The sequence below is a fragment of the Parasphingopyxis lamellibrachiae genome, assembly GCF_003385775.1.
GTDB classification, from domain to species: Bacteria; Pseudomonadota; Alphaproteobacteria; order Sphingomonadales; family Sphingomonadaceae; genus Parasphingopyxis; species Parasphingopyxis lamellibrachiae.
This window is the reverse complement of sequence record NZ_QRDP01000004.1, coordinates 1,213,905-1,232,541: the sequence shown is the minus strand read 5'-3', so window position 1 is coordinate 1,232,541 and position 18,637 is coordinate 1,213,905. Positions and strand designations below refer to the sequence as shown.

The 18,637-nt window shown below is 60.0% G+C and carries 18 protein-coding genes; 10 read left to right on the top strand and 8 right to left on the bottom strand.

Going from position 1 to position 18,637, the window contains the following annotated elements:
• Positions 1–1,212 (bottom strand): toxic anion resistance protein, encoded by a 1,212-nt coding sequence (locus DFR46_RS06145; RefSeq protein WP_116235649.1) that lies wholly within the window; start codon positions 1,210–1,212, stop codon positions 1–3.
• Between the two features lie 152 nt (positions 1,213–1,364).
• Between DFR46_RS06145 and DFR46_RS06140 the strand changes: the two genes are divergently transcribed.
• From DFR46_RS06140 to DFR46_RS14985, 4 genes are all read left to right on the top strand, one after another.
• Positions 1,365–2,288, top strand: a complete 924-nt coding sequence (locus DFR46_RS06140; protein ID WP_116235648.1) for a glutaminase — start codon at positions 1,365–1,367, stop codon at positions 2,286–2,288.
• Positions 2,289–2,466: 178 nt separating this feature from the next.
• Entirely contained in the window at positions 2,467–3,903 is a 1,437-nt protein-coding gene (locus DFR46_RS06135) for a cytochrome ubiquinol oxidase subunit I (RefSeq protein ID WP_116235647.1), read from the top strand.
• The gene (gene cydB / locus DFR46_RS06130) at positions 3,900–4,904 is read left to right on the top strand and encodes a cytochrome d ubiquinol oxidase subunit II (RefSeq protein ID WP_116235646.1); all 1,005 of its coding nucleotides are present in this window, start codon (positions 3,900–3,902) and stop codon (positions 4,902–4,904) included. The genes DFR46_RS06135 and cydB overlap by 4 nt, the downstream gene beginning before the upstream one ends.
• On the top strand, positions 4,885–5,025 hold the full coding sequence (locus DFR46_RS14985; protein WP_116235645.1) for a DUF2474 domain-containing protein: 141 nt from the start codon (positions 4,885–4,887) through the stop codon (positions 5,023–5,025). Before cydB ends, DFR46_RS14985 begins: the two co-directional genes overlap by 20 nt.
• Here the strand turns inward: DFR46_RS14985 and DFR46_RS06120 are convergent.
• On the bottom strand, positions 5,022–5,996 hold the full coding sequence (locus DFR46_RS06120; protein WP_116235644.1) for a bile acid:sodium symporter: 975 nt from the start codon (positions 5,994–5,996) through the stop codon (positions 5,022–5,024). The two genes, DFR46_RS14985 and DFR46_RS06120, sit on opposite strands and share 4 nt — an antisense overlap.
• A gap of 102 nt (positions 5,997–6,098) precedes the next feature.
• On the opposite strand from DFR46_RS06120, the gene DFR46_RS06115 reads away from it, so the two are divergent.
• Entirely contained in the window at positions 6,099–7,160 is a 1,062-nt protein-coding gene (locus tag DFR46_RS06115) for a TIGR00341 family protein (RefSeq protein WP_116235643.1), read from the top strand.
• A 74-nt stretch (positions 7,161–7,234) separates the two neighbouring features.
• Complete coding sequence (typA, locus tag DFR46_RS06110; protein WP_116235642.1) at positions 7,235–9,052, top strand: translational GTPase TypA; 1,818 nt, start codon at positions 7,235–7,237, stop codon at positions 9,050–9,052.
• Here the strand turns inward: typA and DFR46_RS06105 are convergent.
• Positions 9,049–10,203: an inorganic phosphate transporter gene (locus tag DFR46_RS06105; protein ID WP_116235641.1), complete on the bottom strand. Its 1,155-nt coding sequence runs from the start codon at positions 10,201–10,203 to the stop codon at positions 9,049–9,051. The genes typA and DFR46_RS06105 overlap by 4 nt on opposite strands.
• A 121-nt stretch (positions 10,204–10,324) precedes the next feature.
• Here DFR46_RS06105 and DFR46_RS06100 point away from each other — a divergent pair, with 121 nt between their 5' ends.
• Both DFR46_RS06100 and DFR46_RS06095 read left to right on the top strand, forming a co-directional pair.
• A complete protein-coding gene (locus tag DFR46_RS06100) occupies positions 10,325–10,741 on the top strand; it encodes a DUF805 domain-containing protein (protein WP_116235640.1) in 417 nt (138 codons plus the stop codon).
• A 148-nt stretch (positions 10,742–10,889) separates the two neighbouring features.
• The gene (locus DFR46_RS06095) at positions 10,890–11,312 is read left to right on the top strand and encodes a hypothetical protein (protein WP_116235639.1); all 423 of its coding nucleotides are present in this window, start codon (positions 10,890–10,892) and stop codon (positions 11,310–11,312) included.
• On the opposite strand, the gene DFR46_RS06090 is transcribed toward DFR46_RS06095, so the two are convergent.
• Positions 11,309–11,872, bottom strand: a complete 564-nt coding sequence (locus tag DFR46_RS06090; RefSeq protein ID WP_245953710.1) for a CHAP domain-containing protein — start codon at positions 11,870–11,872, stop codon at positions 11,309–11,311. The genes DFR46_RS06095 and DFR46_RS06090 overlap by 4 nt on opposite strands.
• Before the next feature lie 151 nt (positions 11,873–12,023).
• A complete protein-coding gene (locus DFR46_RS06085) occupies positions 12,024–13,964 on the bottom strand; it encodes a M1 family metallopeptidase (protein ID WP_245953708.1) in 1,941 nt (646 codons plus the stop codon).
• A 221-nt stretch (positions 13,965–14,185) separates the two neighbouring features.
• Between DFR46_RS06085 and DFR46_RS06080 the strand changes: the two genes are divergently transcribed.
• Positions 14,186–15,373 carry an acyl-CoA dehydrogenase family protein gene (locus DFR46_RS06080; RefSeq protein WP_116235636.1) on the top strand — a complete coding sequence of 396 codons (1,188 nt, stop codon included), beginning with the start codon at positions 14,186–14,188 and terminating at the stop codon, positions 15,371–15,373.
• Positions 15,374–15,493: 120 nt separating this feature from the next.
• Positions 15,494–17,014, top strand: a complete 1,521-nt coding sequence (locus DFR46_RS06075; protein WP_116235635.1) for a class I adenylate-forming enzyme family protein — start codon at positions 15,494–15,496, stop codon at positions 17,012–17,014.
• A gap of 21 nt (positions 17,015–17,035) precedes the next feature.
• On the opposite strand, the gene DFR46_RS06070 is transcribed toward DFR46_RS06075, so the two are convergent.
• The 3 genes from DFR46_RS06070 to DFR46_RS06060 form a co-directional block, all read right to left on the bottom strand.
• Positions 17,036–17,380: a hypothetical protein gene (locus tag DFR46_RS06070; protein ID WP_116235634.1), complete on the bottom strand. Its 345-nt coding sequence runs from the start codon at positions 17,378–17,380 to the stop codon at positions 17,036–17,038.
• Between the two features lie 117 nt (positions 17,381–17,497).
• The gene (locus DFR46_RS06065; protein WP_116235633.1) at positions 17,498–17,986 is read right to left on the bottom strand and encodes a hypothetical protein; all 489 of its coding nucleotides are present in this window, start codon (positions 17,984–17,986) and stop codon (positions 17,498–17,500) included.
• 178 nt (positions 17,987–18,164) lie between these two features.
• Positions 18,165–18,488 (bottom strand): hypothetical protein, encoded by a 324-nt coding sequence (locus tag DFR46_RS06060; RefSeq protein ID WP_116235632.1) that lies wholly within the window; start codon positions 18,486–18,488, stop codon positions 18,165–18,167.
• Positions 18,489–18,637: the final 149 nt, after the last annotated feature.

Sequence of the window (18,637 nt, the reverse complement as noted above, 5' to 3'; positions counted from 1 at the left end):
CTAACCCTCAATCGCTTCGAACGGTGCAGACTGGCTTTTCGCCGCGCCCTCGGCCCGGGCGATATAGCCTTTCGATTTCTCGACCTCATCGGTGAGCACATTCACTGTCTGCTTCATCGAACCCAGTGCCTCCAATTTGAAGCGGTCAATCTCGTCCATCGTGTCATAGATGTTCTGGAAAGCGCGTTGCAGCGTTTCGAGCGGGATAGTGGAGGCTGCCGCCTGCTGATGGATCGTGGCGGTCTGCGTACGCAGCATCTCGCCGGTCGAATCGATCATGTTCGCGGTCGTCTCATTGAGAGCGGTAATCTGGCCGAGCACCAGCCGCTGGTTCGTCATTGCCTGGGCGACGGTAACCGCGGTGCGCAATGCGCCCACGGTCGTTGTCGAGGCGCGGTCGACGCCCTTGATGAGCTCGACATTGTTTTTCTTCACCAGGTCGAGCGCGAGATAGCCCTGCACCGACACCGCCATCTGGGTCAGCAGGTCCTGGGTCCGTTGCCGTACATAGAAAAGTGCGGATTCCTTGATCGCTTTGGATTTTTCCGGATCGATTGATTCCAGCTCGACGGCCTTATCTTCAAGGGCTGAGTCCAGCGCCTTGGCGACGTAGATCATCTCCTCGAGACGGCCCATCGCATCCCAGAGCTTCTGACGTTCGACCGCAATTGCCGCATTGTCCTTGATCAGCTCGTCCTTGCCCGAGGCAAGGCGCTTGAGGATCGCTGCAATATGGTTCTGCGCGCTTTTGTAGGAATCGAAATAGACGCGCAGCTTGTTGCCCCAGGGGATGATGCCGAACAGCTTGCGCTTGGACGTCATGTCGCCGCGCTTGCCAGGGTCGAGATCCTCAACCGTGCGGCGAAGTTCCGAAAGATCGGTGCCGATCGCCGAGTTTTCGTCCATCGAGCGCACAGGCCGGTCAAGAAAACGGTTCGACTGCCCCGCGGCATCGGCGATTTCCTTGCGCCCCATGCTCGTGATCTGATCGACTTTCTCGCCAAATTCCGGGCTGTTCGCATCGAGACCGACCAGTTCGTCGACAAAGCCGGCCACCTTCTCGTTATGCTTGGCCTGTTTTTCCGCATCGACAGGAACAAGGCCCACGGCCTTTTCCGCCGTGACCGCCGGAATGGGATCAGGTGCATCTAGCGACAGGCTGGTCGCGCTTTTCGTCGCGGTCGTCGTTTCGGTCGGCGGTGTCGTTGCCATGTTTGATTCCTTCTCCTCGGACTTCACCCTAGATGCCGCCCGAACGTTGGTTTTTCAAGGTGCGTGTTACACACATAATACACTTGGGGCAATATAGCATCTATGCACCGATATCCCTTGGCTTTCACCTCTATTCGGCGGCATGAAGCGATATGGACCTAGATAGCATACTCAATCACGTGGCCGAAAAGGTCGAGCCGCACCGCGGAAGCGGCAAGGTGGCCAATTATATTCCCGCCCTGGCTTCGGTCGATCCGAACAAGTTCGGCCTGGCGATAGCGACGAAAGACGGCAGCTGCTACCGGATCGGGGATGCGCAGGAAGCCTTCTCGATCCAGAGCATTTCCAAGGTTTTCACATTGTCACTGGCGTTGCAGAAAATGGGCGATGCCCTTTGGGAACGGGTCGGGCGCGAACCGTCCGGCTCCGCTTTCAATTCGATCGTCCAGCTTGAGCACGAAAAGGGAATCCCGCGCAATCCGTTGATCAATGCGGGCGCCATCGTCGTCACCGATCATCTGGTTGAGAATGGCGATGCCGATGCGGCGATCAACACTCTGTTGGGCGTTTTGAGGGATCATGCGGAAGATCCCAGCATCGATATCGATTATGAGGTCGCGAAATCGGAAAGCGAAACCGGTGCGCGCAACCGTAGCCTTGCCCATTTCATGGCGAGCTTCGGCAATCTCGATAATGAGGTGGAGGCCGTGCTCTCCGCCTATTTCCGCCATTGTGCGCTGTCGCTCTCATGCAGCCAACTCGCCCGTGCTGCCCTGTTCCTGGCGTTTGACGGCGAAGACCCGGTCACGGGCGAACGGATCGTCACGTCACAGCGCTGCAGACGGATAAACGCGGTGATGATGAATTGCGGGCACTACGACAATTCAGGCGATTTTGCGTTTCGGATCGGCCTGCCTGGCAAAAGCGGCGTGGGCGGAGGTGTTCTCGCCATTGCTCCCGGTGAAGGCGCAGTTGCCGTCTGGTCGCCCGGACTGAACGACGCCGGGACGTCCACCGTTGGCGCCATCGCGCTTGAGGCGCTGATGGCCGAGACGGGCTGGTCCGTTTTCGGATAGGAGGCACACCCGCATGCCGCGCACTGAGACGCGAGCAATCCATGATTTCGCTTCGACCCTCAAGAGCCCGCACTATCGGATGGAAGTATTGACGATTGCAATTCTTGCAACTGAATGGACGCACTTCGCAGAGGATGGGTGATGCATTGTCGGTCTCTTCGGGCTAGATTGCCTGTCCATGGCCGAGACCGAATTAGCCTTGCTCCTGGCGCGAATGCAGTTCGCCTTTACCGTCAGTTTTCATTTCATCTTCCCCTCATTCACCATCGGGCTGGCGAGCTATCTCGCCGTCCTTGAGGGGCTGTGGCTGAAGACCGGGAACGATGTGTATCTCCGCCTGTTCAAATATTGGCTGAAGATATTTTCGCTTGTTTTCGGGATGGGCGTCGTTTCGGGCATCGTCATGTCCTATCAGTTCGGTACCAACTGGGCGATCTTTTCCGATCGTGCGGGGCCGATCATCGGGCCATTGATGGCCTATGAAGTGCTCACCGCCTTTTTCCTGGAAGCCGGTTTCCTGGGCGTCATGATGTTCGGCATGGATAAGGTCGGCAAGAAGCTGCATTTCACGGCTACGGTCATGGTCGCTATCGGCACCGCAATCTCGGCTTTCTGGATTCTCTCGGTAAACAGCTGGATGCAGACGCCGACCGGCTTCACGACCAACGAGGTCGGCCAATATGTGGTCGACGGCGGATGGTGGGATGTCGTATTCAATCCGAGCTTTCCATACCGGCTCGTGCATACGGTGATCGCTGCCTATCTGACGACAGCGTTGGTCGTTGGCGGCGTAGGGGCGTGGCATCTGCTCAAAGGCCGCGATCTGCCCGGCGTGAAAAAAATGTTCTCCATGGCGATGTGGATGGCGGCGATTGTCGCACCGATCCAGATTTTCGCGGGCGACATGCATGGCCTCAATACGCTGGAGCACCAGCCGATGAAGATCGCCGCGATGGAAGGGCATTTTGAAAGCTATGAGCGCGCTGCGCCGCTGATCCTGTTCGGGATACCCGATAGCGAAGAGGAAGAGGTGCATTATCAGGTCGCCATTCCGGGCCTGGGTTCGCTGATTCTCAGGCATGATATCGATGCCGGGCTGGACGGTCTGGACACGGTCGCACGGGAGGATCGTCCGCCGGTCGGCATCGTCTTCTGGTCGTTCCGGATAATGGTTGGCCTGGGATTTCTGATGGCCGGCCTTGGCCTGCTCAGCCTGTTGGCGCGCTGGCGGGGGAAATTGTACGACTGGCGCTGGCTGCACCGGTTCGCGCTTGCGATGAGCCCGGCAGGGTTTGTCGCCGTGATTGCCGGCTGGATAACAACCGAAGTAGGCCGCCAGCCATGGGTCGTCTATGGTCACATGCGTACATCAGAGGCTGTCTCCGCGATTGACGCGCCAGCCGTCGGCACGTCGTTGCTTGCCTTTGTGGTCATCTATTTTGCAGTCTTCGGCGCGGGCACGCTCTATATTCTCAAGCTGATGTCCAAGCCGCCGGCGCACAGCGACTCCGAACTTGGCGACATGCCGGTCCGGGCGGCGGGGATCACCCCGGCTGCCGGTCTCGAACTGGAGGATGGAAATCCGTCCCCCGATCAAGAGGAGGGTGCGACATGAGCGATCCCATAGTGACGATCATCTGGGCCGCGATCATTGCCATCGGGATAGCCGCTTATGTTGTGATGGACGGTTTCGATCTCGGCATCGGTATTCTCTTTCCGCATCTCAATGTCGGGCCGGAGCGGGATATGGCGATGAACAGCATCGCGCCGGTCTGGGACGGAAACGAGACCTGGCTGGTGCTGGGCGGGGGCGGGCTGCTCGCAGCTTTTCCGCTCGCCTATGCCGTGATCCTGCCTGCGCTGTATGCGCCGCTTATTGCAATGTTGCTCGGACTGATTTTCCGCGGCGTCGCCTTCGAGTTTCGCTGGCGCGATCCCGGTCATCGCCGTTTCTGGGATTTCGGATTTTTCGCCGGTTCGCTGATCGCGACGCTGGCACAGGGCATCACGCTCGGCGCCCTGTTGCAGGGAATCGAAGTGCAGGACCGCGCCTATGCCGGCGGGTGGTGGGACTGGCTGACACCTTTCAGCCTGTTGTGCGGTGCCGGGCTCGTTGTCGGTTATCGGTTGCTTGGCGCCTGCTGGCTGGTGATGAAAACGACTGGGACGCTCCATGTGAAGGCACGGCGGTTTGCCAAATGGCTGACGCCTTTCACCCTGTTCATGATCGGCGCGGTCAGTCTCGCTACACCCTATGTCGAGGAACAATATTTCACGCGCTGGTTCGAATGGCCAGGCCTTGCCGTCACCATCCCGATGCCGCTGCTGGTGCTGGGCGCGGCCTACATGCTCTGGCGCGATCTCGAATCGGGATATGACTACCGGCCTTTTGTCTGGGCGCTCGGCCTGTTTCTGCTTTCGATGATCGGCCTCGGTATTTCGATGTGGCCCGATGTCGTGCCCGGCAGCATCTCAATCTATGAAGCCGCCGCCCCGCGCGAAAGCCAAATATTCATGCTGGTGGGCGCGGTGATCCTCGTACCGGTCATCCTGGGCTATACAGCTTGGGCCTATTGGGTGTTTCGCGGCAAGGTCGATGAGACCGGCTATCATTAAGGACGCGCGCAACCGGGAGCGCCCGCTCTGGCAGAAGCTTGCCTGGTTTGTGGGGCTATGGGCGGCGAGTGTCGCAACGATTGCGGCAGTGGGCTTCGTGCTGAGACTCTGGATCGCTTAGCCGGGCGCGTGCCTCGCCCCCATTCGGGCAGCCATGATCGCCGAGACGGTCATCATCGGCACATAGTAGACGAGCAGCGGCACGATGATCAGCCCGGCCTCCGCTCCGGGGAACAGGATGCGGGCCATCGGCGTTCCCGATATGACGCTCTTTTGCATCGCGGCGAAGAGCAGGGCGGTGCCGTCACCAAAATTGAACCCGAGCACCCGTGCGGCGAGCATCGCCGTTCCGATCACCAGCGCCAGCAGGACTAGCATCAGGGCGAGCAGCAGCAGGAAGCGGCCCAGGCCGAGCCCGTCCAGCAAACCGCCACCGACCGCTGCGGACAGCGCGACATAGATGGCGAGCAGGATGGTCAGCCTGTCCAGCGTCCGACTGACACCGGGATGGGCTTCGACCCAGGCTCCCACGGCGGGCCGGCACAACTGGCCCACGGCGAAGGGCAGGGCGAGGATCAGCACGACCTTGCCGATGCCGGATATGTCGATCGGAGCGCCGGATGTGGACAGCAATGCGGCAAACATCAGGGGCGTCAGTACGACGCCAAGCATCGAGGAAAGTGCCGCCGCGATAACCGAGGCCGCGATATTGCCTCGTGCCATCGACACCATGGCGATGGACGATGCGACGGTTGTCGGCAGCGCACACAGGAAGAGAATGCCCGGGACAAAGGCCGGATCAATGAAGGGGGCGGCAAGCGTGGTCAGCGCGAGGCCCAGCAGAGGGAAGGTGAGGAAGGTAAATCCGACAATGGCGAGATGCAGCTTCAGCCGGGTAAATCCGCCCAGTACCGCCTGGCGGCTGAGCCGGGCGCCATGGACGAAGAACAGCAACACGATGCAGATCGTTGAAACCGTTCCCAGTAAGTCCAGCGCCATTCCGCGCGCGGGCAGGAGCGCCGCCACACCGACCATCGCGAGCAGGATAATGATGAACCGGTCGGGAACGAGGATTGATGCGAGGCGTTGCATCGGGCGGCTTTAGCGCGCTTTGCCCAATTGGCGATAGCGTACGCTTTTGTTCGACACGCGCGGCCAACCGGCTAGACTGCCCCGATTGAAGAGCGAGGTGCCATGTCTGCGCGAATAGTCGATATCATTGTGCCAGATGCCGAAGTGGCGGGGGCCCGCGAGGTTATCGGCCGTCATTGTCGCCGTTTCTGGCAGGAGATGGTGCCGGATGGGCGCGAAAAATTCTCCTGCATCGTGCAGCCGCGATATGTTGAACGCTTGCTTGCTGAACTTGATCAAAGTTTCGGTGCGATTGAGGGATTCTCGACGACCGTTGCGGCGCTTGAAGCCGTCCTGCCGCCGCTCGAGGAAACGCCGGAAACCGCCCTTCCCGGGCCAGATCTGCCGCCGCCGACCCGGCTGGAAGCCTTTTTCAGCCGGGATCGGATCAGTACCGACGAGATTTACGATGACATCGCGGAGAGCATCGCGATCAGGCCCTCCTATCTGTTGACGGTCGTCCTGTCGGCGGTGATCGCCGCGCTTGGCATGCGCAGCGGACAAGTTGCTGTAGTGATAGGTGCCATGGTCATCGCGCCGTTGCTTGGTCCCACCATGGGCATGGCACTGGCTGCGACAGTCGGCGATCGGGACATGGCATGGCGGGCAACGCTCACGCTTGCCGTCGGTGCGCTCGCGGCGCTTGTCGCGACCTTTGGCCTGGGTTTCTTGATCGTCGTCGACCCGACGGTGCCTGAACTGTTCAACCGGTCGATCGTTTCGCCTGCCGATGTCGCGCTGGCGCTGGCTTGCGGCGCGGCCGGTGTGCTCGCATTCAGCCGCGGCGCATCACTGTCTCTGGTCGGGGTGATGATTGCTGTGGCCCTCGTGCCGCCGATCGCCGCGGCCGGGCTGTTCTTCAGCCAGGGATATGAGGTGCTCGGCTTCAATGCGCTGTTCCTCTTCGCGACAAACCTGGTCTGCGTGAATCTTGCCGGGATCGCGATGTTCCTCTTCCAGGGCCTGCCGCCGAAAAGCTGGCGGATGACCGGAAGCATCGCGGCAGTATGGGCGGTTGTGCTCATGCTTTTCCTTGCAGTCATGGCTGGCAGGATCGCTTTTGGCATCGGATCGAAAGGTTTGATCGAGCAGGTGCTGGATCTTATAAGCGCGCCCTTGGGTTAATCTCTTGTTGCGGCGCACCAGAGTCTCTATATGCGGCCGGTAATCTGACGCTCCTTACAATTGAGAGATACCCTATGGGCCTTCGTAACGTGGCCATCATTGCTCACGTCGATCATGGCAAGACCACGCTCGTCGACCAGCTTTTCCGCCAGTCCGGCACCTTTCGCGAGAATGAGCGCGTCGAGGAACGGGCCATGGATTCGAACGAACTCGAGAAGGAGCGCGGGATCACGATTCTCGCCAAATGCACGAGCGTCGAGTGGAACGGCAACCATATCAACATCGTCGATACGCCCGGCCACGCCGATTTCGGCGCCGAGGTGGAGCGTATCCTGTCGATGGTGGACGGGGTTATCCTGCTCGTCGACGCGGCCGAAGGCCCGATGCCGCAGACCAAATTCGTCACCGGCAAGGCTCTGGCGCTCGGCCTCAAACCGATCGTCGTCGTCAACAAGATCGATCGGCCAGATGCGCGCCCGGCCGAAGTGCTCGACGAGTGCTTCGAGCTGTTTCTCGCGCTCGAGGCCAATGACGAGCAACTCGATTTCCCGACGCTCTATGCGAGCGGCCGTTCCGGCTATGCGGGCAAGGAAGACACGGTTCGCGACGGCGATCTGACGCCGCTTTTCGAGACCATCATGGAACATGTTCCCGAGCCCGATGCGGACCCCGATGGCGAGTTCAAGATGCTCGCAACCTTGCTTGATCGCGACAATTTCATGGGCCGCGTGCTGACCGGCCGTATCCAGAGCGGTCGGCTCGAGATGAATATGCCGATCAAGGCGATCGATGCCGAGGGCAAGGTTGTCGAAAGCGGCCGGGCAACCAAAATTCTCGCCTTTGAAGGACTTGAGCGCGTTCCGGTGGAATCCGCGAAAGCAGGCGATATCGTCGCCATCGCGGGGCTGACCGACGCCACCGTATCGAACACGATCTGCGCGCTGGAAGTCGACACGCCGATCGATGCACGCAAGATCGATCCGCCGACGCTCGCCATGACCTTTGCCGTCAATGACAGTCCTTTTGCCGGCAAGGATGGCGACAAGGTCCAGAGCCGCGTCATCCGCGAGCGGCTTGAAAAGGAATCCGAAGGCAATGTCGCGATCAAGATCAGCGAAAGTGCCGAAAAGGACGCGTTCGAAGTCGCCGGCCGGGGCGAGCTCCAGCTTGGCGTGCTGATCGAGACCATGCGCCGCGAGGGCTTCGAGCTCTCGATCTCGCGCCCACGCGTGCTGTTTCGCGATGGCCCCAATGGCCGCGAAGAGCCGTATGAAACCGTGGTTGTCGATGTAGACGACGAATTTTCCGGTACGGTCGTCGAGAAGATGGCACTCCGCAAGGCCGAGATGACCGATATGGCGCCTTCGGGCGGCGGTAAGACGCGGATTACCTTTTCCGCCCCGTCGCGCGGCCTGATTGGCTATCATGGCGAGTTCCTGTCCGATACACGCGGCACGGGCATTATGAATCGGGTATACGAGAAATACGGGCCCTATAAGGGCACGATCGAAGGTCGTTCGGTTGGTGTTCTGATTTCGATGGAGCAGGGTCAGGCGATCGCCTATTCGCTCAACACGCTGGAAGATCGCGGTATCCTGTTCGTTTCGCCTGGCGATGCACTCTATCAGGGCATGGTGATCGGCGAGAATGCAAAGCCGCAGGATCTTGAGGTTAATCCGACCAAGACCAAGCAGCTCACCAATATCCGCTCATCGGGCAAGGACGACGCTATCCGCCTGACCCCGCCGCGCCGGATGACCCTGGAACAGGCGATTGCCTATATCCAGGAAGACGAACTCGTCGAAGTGACGCCCAAGGCGATCCGTATCCGCAAACGCCACCTCGATCCACATGAGCGGAAAAAGGCGTCACGCAAGGTGGATGCAGCCTAGGCCAGCCATCCGATTGCAAAGGCTATTCCCGTCGCGACCGGCAAAGTGGCGACCCATGAAAGCACGACGTTGCGGACGACGGACAGATCGAGCGTTCGGCCCGCCGCCCCGGTGCCGATGATCGAGCCGACGGACACATGCGTCGTCGAAACGGGCATCCCGAGGCGGCTTGCGAACAGCACAAGGCCCGCGGTTATCAGGTTCGCGGAAATGCCCTGGGTCGTGTCCAGCTGATTGATCCCGTGGCTCATCGTTTCGGCGACACGGCGCGACAATAACCAGCCGCCCACTGCCATTGCAGCGGTTATCGCCAGGGTTGATACAATGCCGTCGAACAGATTTGCGGTGAGCAGCAATGCCGCCAGCTTGGGCGCGTCATTGACCCCGCGGGCAAAGCAGATGGTGCCGGCTGAAAACAGATGCAGCCCGTCGCGCAGGCGGCTGACAGACGCGCGGGCGACGGGTTGGGCACCTACGGCGCATGCCTCTTGTGAGGCGATAACCAGGTGGGGTGCCAGGCAGGCCGCGTCCTTCCGCTCGACAAGGCCGACATTGGTTGTGGGCACCGGTTGCCCGCCGACCAGACAGATGCAGTCTGCTCCGGTTGGTTTCGAACCTATCCGGCTGAGAATGAAATAGACGGCACAGGCCATCAGCGCGGCGAGGATCGGGCTGATGAGCAGCGGTAACAGGAATTTCGACCCGAGATTTCCAAGATTGAGCGCGCTGGTGCTATTGGCGAGGCCAGCCCCGATCAGGCCGCCGACCAGCGCATGGGTGGTCGAAACCGGAAAACCGAACCGCGTTGCCAACATCACCGTGATCGCCGCGCCTCCGCCGACGGCCAGCGCGAAAGCCGGTGCGTTTGCAAGCGCGTCGGGAACCAGCCCCTTGCCGGAAAATTGCAGGACGAGGGTGTCTGCGATCAGGATCGAAGCGATACCGCCAAGGATCGTAGCGCCGGTCGCCAGTATAAGGGCCTGCCGATAGCCGAGCGAGGCCGATCCCCATATCGTCGCGAAACCCTTGAAATTATCGTTGGCCCCGTTGCTGAAGGCGAGGAACAATGCGGTCGATGCGAGAAGGATGACGAGCAAGGCGGGCCTTTCGGAAACGGTAGAATTGCGGAATGTTCCGGATGCCCGGGTCATTCGGCTGAAAAGGGTCGTCGGTTACAGGGCGTCGATGACGCCAGAGCGCAGGCGAATTGCCAAGATTCGAAATTCCATGCATGTTCCCGGGCGGGGTTGCATTCAAAGGGGGGATTTTCCGATGGAATGGATGTTGATGCCGCTCAGGCGCTATGCGGATTTTGAGGGGCGGTCGCGGCGGCTGGAATATTGGATGTTCTACCTGTTCACGCTCATCCTCGGCATGGCCGCGGGGGTGGTTCTCCTGGCCATCGCGCTGCTGCTCTACACCATGAATTTCAGCGAATCCGTGATGGGGATGGTGCTGGTGCCGCTCTACCTTGTCCTGTTTATCGGCTGCATGGCGCTTCTCGTCCCGACCCTTGCCGTCGCCGTCCGGCGTTTTCACGATCAGGACAAATCCGGCTGGATGATCCTGCTTGCGCTGATTCCCTTCGTTGGCGGCATCATCTTCCTCGTCTTCATGTGTCTGGAGGGGACGCCCGGCCCCAATCGCTATGGCCCCGATCCGGTCGATGACCGGGAACGGACAGGCTAAGCGCGCTAGCCCGGCTACAGTCATGAAATCGACTGCTCCCTGCTCGCAATCTCATTCTGTCTGGCTTAGTATCGACGTGGACAGCATCTGATGTTTTGGAGGATATGTGAGGCGAAGGTCGTACTGGTGTGCCGCGGCGGGGCTGTTGATGCTCACTGCATGCAATCCGAATGTCGAGCAGAATAGCGGATCGGGCACGGCGCCTATGGATCGCGGTGGGGGCGACAGCTCCAATGAGCTGGTGCAGCCGGTGGTGGTCGGCCAGTTCGGGCCGCGCTTCGATGCGTGCCAGGCAACCGGGGTTGTTCGCGGCGTAAGTGGTGAATTGCCGGTGCGGGCTGCGCCTTTCGATCAGGCCCGACAACGCGATACGTTAGCCAATGGAGAGCTGGTGTTCGTCTGCAATCGCAGCCACGACCAAAGCTGGCTTGCGATCATCTATACCGGGAATGGAGACATTTCCGATGCGTGCGGGGTGTCCGTTCCGGTCGCTTCGCGCCGCGAATATGACGGTCCCTGCCTGAGCGGATGGGTTTCGTCCGCCTTTATCCAGCTGCGCGCTGTACGCTAGTCCAGGTTTTCGATTAGCTGACCGATCGGGTCGGTGGAATCCGGATTGTAATTGGCAAGCAGAACCCGGTTTGCATCGACCTGGGTGGCCGCGACCTGCACTTCCGGTTCGGCCGGTTCAGCCTCGTCCGAATAGATGAAGCCATATACCGGATAGTTGGTGATGCCGAGCTGGCCGGTGGGCGTGTGCCAGACCTTAACGACGCTCCAGTCGTTGTTCGACGAGACATCTTCGGCAAGCACGTTGCTTTCCACCATACCGCGGCGCGACCAGTTGGCATGATTCAGGCGAATCTGGCGGTTGTTCACCACTTCGCGAACCATGGCGACATGGCCGAGGCGCATCCGGCCGTGTGGACGGAGAACCATGACGGAGCCGGCTGCGGGCGTGCTGCCGCGTTCGTAGCGGCCGGCGGCCGATGCCCACCAGGTATGGGCGTTGCCGCGAATTTCGATGTCTGAAACGCTGCGTGCATAGGTAACACACTGCCAGCGGGCTTCCCGCGCCTCGGCGGGAGAGGCAGCGGACAAGGTAAAAATTACAACGGCAATCAGGCTCAAAACTGCCTGTAAACGACCCGGAAACATGTGCGACCCTCAAAAACAGATGCGATGAATAAGCATCTGCTAGTGCCCTTTCCCGAGAATAGCGTGAAGCGAAAGGGTTAACGCGACAAATGGTTCAGAGTCGGGGTTAAATCGCGGAACTTTCTCAGTCGTCCGACGTGCCGACCGTTTCATCGACGGTGTTTGTGGTAACCGAATGGTATCGCGGCCGTGCTTCGGCATAGATTCGCCGGGCCAGAGGCTGGCCCCATTCGCCTTCAGCCATCAGTGACTCGAACAGTGGCGCGACAAATTTGCGCCGGCCCATGCCCAGCAGAAAGTCTTCGGCGGAATCTCGCGCATCGTCATACCGGTTGGCGATGGCGAGTTTGAGCCAGGCGAAGCGGATTTCGCTGTTGCGGGCTTCGTTCAGACCGAAGGTCGTTTCGAGTGCCTCGAGCCGGTCGTCGTCCAGCTCACGGGGCAGTCCTTCCAGAAAGCGCTGGCGTTCCTGGGTTGTCCATTCCCGCCAGTTGACGACCGTCACGCCGCCGCTCTCTGCGAAATTGGCGATCGCCTGATCGACAGCGCGGAACCGGTTCGATTGTATATGGACTGCATTTTCCGGCAATCCGGGCTCGTAGATCCAGCGTTCGAGGCCCAGATCGTCGGCTTCGCTACCCGTGAAGAGATTGGCGCGAAGGTCGGCAATGAGCCGTTCGCTTGTTTGCGGCTGGAAGGCATTGCGGGAAAAATAATCGCCGAGCCATGCGTCGAACCGCGCGCGGCCCACCGTTTCCTCGATGGTTCTCAGGAACACCGCGCCTTTCTCATAGGCGATATCGGTCATGCCGTCATCGGGATCGCGCCCGGCAAGATCGAGATGGAGCTGCGTATCGGGTGATGTCAGTCCGCCCAGATCCTCGATATCGTCCATCATGTCCGTCCAGCCGAGATCGGCGAGCATGGCGGCGCGTTCGCGGCCATAGACCGCCTCCATGATCCGGTTCTCGAAATAGACGGTGAAGCCTTCGTTGAGCCAGAAATCGTCCCAGCTCGCATTGGTGACGAGATTGCCGGACCAGCTATGTGCCAGTTCATGCGCGATCAGGCTAACCAGCGATTTGTCGCCAGCAAGGATCGTTGGCGTAACGAAGGTCAGCCGGGGGTTTTCCATCCCGCCGAACGGGAAGGAGGGCGGCAGGACGAGAAGGTCGTACCGGCCCCAGCGATAATCGCCATACAGGCCTTCGGCTGCCGTGATCATCTCCTCGATATCTTCGAATTCTTCGACCGATGCTGCCAGCATGGACGGTTCTGCATAGACGCCGCTGCGCTCTCCCAGTTCCTGGAACGCCAGATCGCCGGCCGCGATGGCGATGAGATAAGGTGCAACGGGTTCGGCCATGCGAAAACGGAAAGCGCGGCGGCCCGGTTCGCCGTCGATCATCTCGCCCTCGGGCGTGAGCATCTCGGCGCTCATCACGACGCGCAATCCTTCCGGTGCGGTGATCCGCGCGTCCCAAGTCTGCCGGATGCCGGGGCTGTCCTGCGTGGGAATCCAGGTTCGGTTGAGGATCGCCTGTCCCTGGCTGAAAAGGAACGGATCTTCGCCGCCGGCCGTTTGTTCCGGGCCAAGCCATTGCAGGGCTTCGGCACCGGGCGCCGAGGCATAGGTAATCTTGACCTGTTCGGCCCCTTCGAGTGAGATTGTCAGCGGCGCGCCATGCACATCGCCGCTATCCTCGCCCATCTGCCACTGCAGGGCTTCGCCGTCGCCATTCACGACTTCCCGGATTTCGAGATCCTTGCTGTCGAGCACCACTTGTTCGGCATCCTCGGCGACTTCGAGGTCGAGTGTCGCCGAGCCGACCATGCGCTGTGCTTCGAAATCTGCATTCAGATCGAGCGAAACATGGGTGACACGGGCTTCCAGCGGGCGGGCATAGCTGTGGCTGTCTTGTCCTTCTTCGCTGGCGAAGATGCTCGTTCCGTCGTTCGCCATCGCACCGTTTCTGTCATTGCTTGCGCCGCCGGTGCCGCAGGCCGCCAGCAATGCGGCCGCTGCCAGAGGCGCGAGGAAACGAAAGGGGTGAAACAACATCATGATCTCCGGTCGAATTGGCCTGGGGCGCAGACTAGCCGCTCAACTTTTGCCCGTCACGCTGAACTTGAATCAGTCCTGTTGAGCGCAAGCATGGCCGAATGCTGCCAGACACATGACTAACGGTTGCTGAACCAAATTCAGCTGCGCGATCTCTTGACCTTGCCCGCCATTTCGCCGACAATTGACGTGAACGTAAAGCAGAGCCTTTTAGGAGAGTTGTGATGGCCGTCGCTGAATCATTGGAAAATTTTCGTACCGAGGTGCGCGACTGGCTCACGGATAATTTCGATCCCGCTCTGAAAGGCCGGCACAACCCGTTGGGCATGGTGGACGGACCGACGGATATGTCACCCGACATGGTGGCTTGGCGCAAGGCGCTCGGCGAGCGCGGTTTCGGTACGCCGAGCTGGCCGAAGGAATATGGCGGCGCGGGATTGTCGCCCAAAGAGGTCGCCATACTGGATGAAGAAATGCGCAATGTGGGCGCCTATAATCCGATCGGGGGACTGGCCATTGGCATGTTTGCGCCAACGCTCATGGAATATGGCACCGAAGAGCAGAAGCTGAAATGGCTGCCGCCGCTTTCCGACGGCTCGATGCGCGGGTGTCAGGGCTATTCGGAACCGGGTGCGGGGTCCGATCTCGCCAATGTGCAGAGTTTTGCCGAAGACAAGGGCGACCACTATCTGATCAATGGCCAGAAGACCTGGCAGTCCGGCGGGCAATGGGCGGATTTCTGCTTTGGCCTGTTTCGCACCGATAAAGCCCATAAGCATGACGGGATCACCTTCATCCTCGTCGACATGAATTCACCAGGTGTCGAGCGCCGCCCGATCAAGATGATCTCCGGCGCCTCGCCCTTTTGCGAGACATTTTTCACCGATGTGAAAGTACCGAAAGAAAATCGTGTCGGGGAAGAAGGCAAGGGCTGGACGATCGGGAAGCGCCTGCTGCAGTTCGAGCGTGCAGGGATTGGCGGCGGTGGTGCCCGCGGGATGCTGCGTTCGCTGGCCGATCATGCCAAGCAATATGTCGAGCTCAACGACAATGGCGAAATTGTCGATCAGGTGTTGCGCCAGAAAATCATCAAACATGAGATGGCCGTGCGCAATTTCATGGGCACTGTCGGCCGTGCCCGACGGGAGGCACGGGCGCAAGGCGGCCCGAGCGCGACCAGTTCGGTTCTCAAAAATGTCGGCGCCAAGCTGGCACAGGAACGTAGCGACCTGATGGTCGAAGCGATGGGCATGCAGGGGCTTGGCTGGGAAGGCGAGGGCTTTGACGCGAACGAGCTGAAAGCGACGCGCACCTGGCTGTGGAATCGCGCCGTGACCATTTATGGCGGCTCGACCGAGATCCAGAACAACATCATCTCCAAACGCGTGCTCGGGATGCTTGATCACCAATAACTCGTTGATTGAACACAGTCGTCATTCTGGGCTTGATCCGGAATCCAGAACTGTAGGCGATTTGCCTTTTTCCCCTGGATTCCGGATCAAGTCCGGAATGACGTGTGAGAGGATAAGACCATGACCACCGCTGCCGAGATGTTGCAAAGCGAATTCTGCTCTTTCGCCGATGTCATTCACGCCCATGCGACCGAAAGGCCCGGTGCGGGTGCGATCGTGGCTCCAGGAAAGAGGCTGACCTTCGCCGAGTTGGACAGCTATGCAGACCGGATCGCGGTCGGCCTGCAGCAGCACGGTGTGCAATCGGGAGATTGCGTCGCCATTTGCGGTCTTAACGGCTGGGCCTATGCGGCGCTTTGGGTTGGCATATTGCGGGCAGGGGGCTGTGTCGCGCCGCTTGCGCAGAGTTCGACGCCCGAGGCGCTTGTGCTGATGCTGGCGGACAGCGCAGCGACCCTTTTTTTCGCCGATGCCAATATCGCGTCAGAGATGGATCTGCCCGATACGGTTACCCATGTGTCGCTCGACAGCGATGCCGCGTTCGGGGCGTGGTTGCCGGAAGAGGGCGTTTCGCCGGATCCCGTCGCGATCGATCCGGAACAGGGCTTTAACATCATCTATTCCAGCGGCACGACCGGAACCCCCAAGGGCATCGTGCACTCGCATCAGATGCGCTGGCGGCAGGTTACGGCCTTTGGCGGCGCGATCTTCACGCCAGACTCTTCGGCCATTCTCTCCACGCCGCTCTATTCAAACACCACGCTCGTCACCTTCCTCCCGTGCATCGGTAATGGCGGGAAAGCCGTGCTGATGCAGAAGTTCAAAACCCGGGAATTCCTGGAACTGAGCGAGCGCGAGAAGGTTACAACCGCGATGCTCGTGCCGGTGCAGTACAAGCGCCTGATGGAAGAGCCGGATTTCGACAGCTTCGATCTTTCGGCTTACCAGGTGAAATTCTGCACGAGCGCGCCTTTTGCGGCAGAGCTGAAAGCGGACATATTGAAACGCTGGCCGGGTGGGCTCGTCGAATTTTACGGAATGACCGAAGGCGGGGGCAGCTGCGCGCTTCGCGCCCATGAATTTCCGGACAAGCTCCATACCGTTGGCCAGCCCATGCCGGGCCATGAAATCCTTCTGATCGACGAGGAAGGCAAGCCGGTGCCGCAGGGCGAGGTCGGCGAGATTGTCGGGCGCTCGGGCACCATGATGAAAGGGTATAAGAATCGTCCCGAACAAACCCGGGAAACCGAATGGTATGATGAAGCGGGCAACCGTTTCATCCGAACCGGCGACGTCGGCCGGTTCGATGAGGACGGGTTCCTGACGCTGATGGATCGTCGCAAAGACATGATAATCTCAGGCGGATTCAATATTTATCCCAGTGACCTGGAAGCGGTTGTTGCAGAACATCCTGAGGTTGAAGAAGTCGCCGTGATCGGAGTTCCGAGCGAAGATTGGGGCGAATCGCCGGTTGGCGTCGTGGTCGGCCCGAGCGATGCCGAAGCGGTCAGGAACTGGACCAATGAAAAACTCGGCAAGACGCAGCGGCTTGCCGCTGTCCACATCGTCGACGAGCTTCCGCGCAGCGCAATCGGCAAGGTGCTCAAGCGCGAATTGCGGGACAGACTGAAGCTTGGCTAGCCATGCCCGCTGTGGCCGCGTCTATTCCGGATTGTTGACCCTGTCGCAGCTGAGCTGGGGCGCACCCGTCACATCGGTATAATAGCGGCAATCCACGGTGAGCTCCGCGCCGGATTCCGCATCGCGCACTATCGCCCGCCCGGTATAGCGGGAGCCGTCCGGGGCAAGCTCCATCGTGATTTCGGTAACTTCCGCGCCCTCGGCTTCATAGGCGTCCCGCACGGCATTCTCGACGAGCATCTGCTCCCTCGCGGCAGTCTCTTCCTCGGTGAGCGGAGCATCGCGGGATGGCGCGTCGGACGCAGAGCAGGCGACCAGCGCAAGGCCCGCACCAACAGCGAGTGTAACATTCGGAAGGCGTGACATTTCGATCCCCAAATTGCCTGGCTGAGAATGGCAGAGTGCGATCTTATCCGGCCTTTTGTTCCCAGATGCCAGTGCAGAATGAGCGTTCCCGCCACATCGACCGACAATCCCCGATTGTCAGGGAGAACATTGCCAGTCGGACGCGTCTCCTGCGAGATTGAAGGTGCAGTTGTGGCGAAACGCCTGGCCGCTATTCGGGTCGGTATAGTCCACATGGCCCGCATAGGCCTGCTCGCCATTTTCAGTCAGCTCTGCGCTGACCTGCGCCGCGCCGCGCTCCGAATAGGCGGTCACAATCACCTGCTCCAGATCCTCGATTCTCGGCAAACACTCCCAGGAAACTTCGGTGCCTTCACCCGGTTCGGCAGTGCAGGCGAGGTTGCGCACTGTTCCCGTGTCGGGAATGGTGAACTCGACTTCCCCGGTATAGCTGCCGTCATCCGACGGTTCGAGCCGGACCGAGATATTCTCATAACCCTCGCTCTCGTAATTCTCGACAATCGATTCCTCGATATCCTCCTGGCTTGGTCCGCCGATGCTGAATGAGCAGCCAGCGAGAGCAACAGCCAGCGCCGTTGCCGCGAGAATTCCGAATTTCCGTGTCATGATGATACCCCCAGTCTGAGTCGCGCCCTGACCGAAAAACTGGGGCAAAGCGGGTGAGGAGTCAAAGCGGGGCCGGGCATCGTCCGATAGTCGGGCCGGATGGATGTCTGCTTGCTATTCGAAAAATTGCGCTTCCGATAACGCGAACCGATTGATCGGGGCGTTATCCGGGCTCAGCCTATTGTTCGCAGTTGAACGAATATTGGCCGTCCTCCGATGGCTCGGCGAGGCAGGCGACTTCGATTTCCTCGCCGCTATTCGGTTCGACAACTACCGCCGTTCCGGAATAGGTTATGCCGTCCGCTTCCGGGGCGAAGGTCACATCGACAACTTCCATGTCGCGCGATGCATAATCGTCGACAATGCCCTGTTCGAGCTGGGCAGCCAGCGAGTCGCCCGCTTCACCGCTCTCACCGGCATCGGCCGCTTCTTCGACCGTTTCGCCTTCCTCTACGCTGACGCTGCAACCCGCGGTCAGAGCGGCTATTGCGCCTATATACAAGGCTGTTCGCAATCCTCTCATTTGTCTACTCCCCCAGTCAGACGCATCGAAATTGGTTCACGCGCCACGCGCATGCATGCTCGCGAGAGGGGCAGATGTAAAGAATTGCGACCGTTCGCGCCGCGATGGCCGACACCGCCGGGCCCGGT